This is a genomic window from Thermosphaera sp. (assembly GCF_059755995.1).
This window is the reverse complement of sequence record NZ_DBOUKL010000014.1, coordinates 1-3,110: the sequence shown is the minus strand read 5'-3', so window position 1 is coordinate 3,110 and position 3,110 is coordinate 1. Positions and strand designations below refer to the sequence as shown.

Annotated in this window: 3 protein-coding genes and 1 tRNA gene; all 4 read right to left on the bottom strand. The window is 51.0% G+C overall.

All coding sequences use genetic code 11. From position 1 onward, the window contains the following. Positions 1 to 47 precede the first annotated feature (47 nt). Positions 48 to 172: transfer RNA gene (locus AC3OH0_RS01455), tRNA-Met, on the bottom strand. Between the two features lie 83 nt (positions 173 to 255). Further along, positions 256 to 1,116 (bottom strand): ParB N-terminal domain-containing protein, encoded by an 861-nt coding sequence (locus AC3OH0_RS01450; RefSeq protein ID WP_498344502.1) that lies wholly within the window; start codon positions 1,114 to 1,116, stop codon positions 256 to 258. Between the two features lie 6 nt (positions 1,117 to 1,122). Beyond that, positions 1,123 to 2,040, bottom strand: a complete 918-nt coding sequence (locus tag AC3OH0_RS01445; RefSeq protein ID WP_498344501.1) for a hydroxyacid dehydrogenase — start codon at positions 2,038 to 2,040, stop codon at positions 1,123 to 1,125. A gap of 57 nt (positions 2,041 to 2,097) precedes the next feature. Next, a partial coding sequence (locus AC3OH0_RS01440; RefSeq protein WP_498344500.1) for a pyridoxal-phosphate-dependent aminotransferase family protein occupies positions 2,098 to 3,110 on the bottom strand: 1,013 nt, incomplete at its 5' end.

The following is a 3,110-nucleotide window of genomic DNA, read 5'->3' as shown; positions in this document are numbered from 1 at the left end:
ATGTTAAGAATGGCAGGGGCTGTCGCCTGTGTTAAGCGGGGGATCCATAGCGGGGGGTGGATTTCCACGGGCTTGACGCCCGCTTTGTACCACCGACCTCGGGGTTATGAGCTTCGCGGACAGGTCTATCGACTACTGTCTCCCGCGGGCTACCAGGCTGCCCTACCCCGCTGTTGTGCCCCGCCAATTATGATTTGATTGGAAAACAGTGCTTATAAAGATTAATGAGATAAGTGAGTTAAGGAAAAAGTATTCCTATTCGAAAACAAATAATTCCTCATCATACCTTCTATCAAGAACGGTGCCCGGGGGCAGTGTTTTTATCTGCCTCTTGCCTAGATACTCGGACAGTCTCCTCCTGGCTTCCTCCAAGGGGATTGACCCGTCAATCCAGTTTAACGGCACCTTGACGTTCATCGGCCTTGCCGGCACGATGTGACGGGTTGCCTTGTGAGCGAAGACCTCCCCTCTCAACGCGACCTTGCGGACTTCTTCCTTTGTTATAGTAGGGGTTATCAGTGAAACCGTTACCTCTCCTTTTCTCGCTTTTTCAAGTGCCTCCTCCTCAGTTACATACCCAACGTCGAAACCAGAGTTTTTAAGCGCGTGCTCTATCTTCTTCACCCAGTCGTATATCATCTTAATATCGCTTGCCGGGGAGACCACGCCTGAAACGCTGTCGCCATCGGTTACCGCTACTACAAGCTTTCTCGCTTTTAACAGGGCGAAGGCGTCGTCAATGCTTGCCACCTTCGTCATCCTCAGCCCTAGCCTAGATATAACCGATAATGCCTCGCTAGGACTACTAGACTTCTTAAAGGCTGTTCTACACCAGGACCTGAGCTTGACCTCGGGGTTGTCGTAATCTATTAGGCAGACCGGCATGTACGGGAATTTCAGAGTCTGCGCAGCCGCAACCCGGTGCATCCCATCAAGCACTACCAGTGTCTTCTCATCAACTATGACGGGGTCTTTGAAGAAGCCGTCCTGCCTGATCTTTTCCACCAGTTTCTCATACATCTCCGGTATTATCTCTTCGTGAATATGGAGCTTGGACACTTCCTCTAGGGTAATCTTCAAGATCAAGTGCTTCGTCTTGATCTGGAAAAACGACATAACGGGTCACTTCTTGAAGAACTCCACTATCTTCCTGGCAACCTCTATACCGGCTTTCTCCTGCGCCTCCTTCGTGCTAGCCCCGATGTGAGGTGTTAACACAACGTTCTCGAGCTTCGTCAACGGGTGATCCCTTGGCAGAGGCTCCTCTTCAAACACGTCCAGCCCGGCCCCGGCTATCCAGCCCTCGCCGAGGGCTTTGACCAGTGCGGCTGTGTCCACTACTGCGCCTCTGGAAGTATTTATGAGTATGGCTGTCTTCTTCATCAATCTCAGCCTCTGTTCATTGATCATGTGCCTGGTCTCGGGCAGTAGGGGTACGTGAATAGTTACTATGTCAGACCTCTTCAACAACTCCTCAATGCTCACGCACTCAGCCCCCAGCTCCTTGCTCAAGTCCTCCCTGCAGGAGACATCATGGTAGAGTATGTGCATGTCGAACCCGTGTTTAGCGATTCTCGCGACAGCGCTTCCTATGCGTCCAGCACCTATAACGCCGAGGGTTTTGCCTGAGAGTTCAACACCCATCGCCTCCTTCTTAGCCCAGTACCCCTCCCTCATCTTCCTATCACTGAACGCTATTTTCCTCGCAACAGCAAGCATTAATCCTACAGCGAGCTCTGCAACACTCTGGGTCGAGGACTCGGGCGCGTTGATCAGTGTAATCCCTTTCTCTTTTGCAGCTTCAACATCGATATTGTCCAGCCCCACGCCTGCCCTCGCAATTACCTTCAACCTGTCCGCAGACTCTATTACCTTCCTCGTAACCAAGGGCTTACTTCTAACTATTAGCCCGTCGAAGCCTTTTATCAGCCTCGCCAACTCTTCCTCGGGTGGTTCCTCAACAACTGATACTTCGAACCCGTTTTCCCTTAGAAGCTGGATTGCCTTCTCATGGATGCGGCTTGCTACAAGGATCTTCAACACTCTCACCTCGGGTTCACAATATGAGGAAGGGAAAATATAAAAGTATTGAAAAAACTACTTCTTAACTCCAAGGGATTTCAAGACTTCCTCTAGGTTCCTGAACAAGAGGTCTATATCCTCGTCTGTTATGTAGCCCATGTGCCCTATGCGGAATGTGTCATCCTTTACTTTACCGTAACCCTTAGCTATTTCAAAACCCCTCTTCCTCAACTCCTCATATATAACCGGCCCCTTGATTCCCGGGGGATTGTATATCACGGTGATGGTTGGACTGTAGTAGCCTGGCTCGGCGAAGAGCCTGAGGCCGAGGTTGAGCGCGCCTCTCCTAATCTTCTCAGCCCTGTCAGCATACATTTTCAACCAAGCTTCTTTCCCACCCATCTTCTCAATGATTCTCAACACCACGTTCAATCCAATGATCTGGGGCATAGGCGGAGTCGTAGGTGTTGACCACTGTTTCAAAAGCACATCCTTGATCTCTAAAAGGTCGAAGTATAATCCCCTCTCCGGAGTGTTCTTCGCCTTCTCGAACACGGCCTCGCTGACAGCTGCCATGGCAAGCCCCGGTGGAACACCGAATGCTTTCTGACTGCTGGAGAACACAAGGTCGATACCCCATGCATCCACCTTAATGTCCGCTGCCCCCATGGCTGATACAGCGTCTACGAAAACCATCTTCCCCCGCTCCTTAGCGACCTTTGCTAACTCTTTCAACGGGTTGAGCACGCCCGTGCTGGTTTCATTGTAAGTGATCGTTACTGCTTCGACATCAGGGTTCTTCTTCAACGCGTCGTCTAACTCCTCCGGCAGAACAGGCTTACCCAAAGGCTTCTCGAGGACTACAGGCTTTCTCCCATTCCGCTCAACCGCTTCCCTATACCTGTTCCCGAACTCTCCTATCACGGTCACCAAGACTTTGCCCCCGGGTGACACGGCGTTTCTAATACTGGCCTCCATGAAACCCGTCCCGCTCGAAGGAATTAGAAGTATCGTTGATTTCTCCGCCTCAAGGAACTTGGCAAGCCTCAGCGTTGTATCCTTGTGAATCTCCTGATACTCCTTAGACC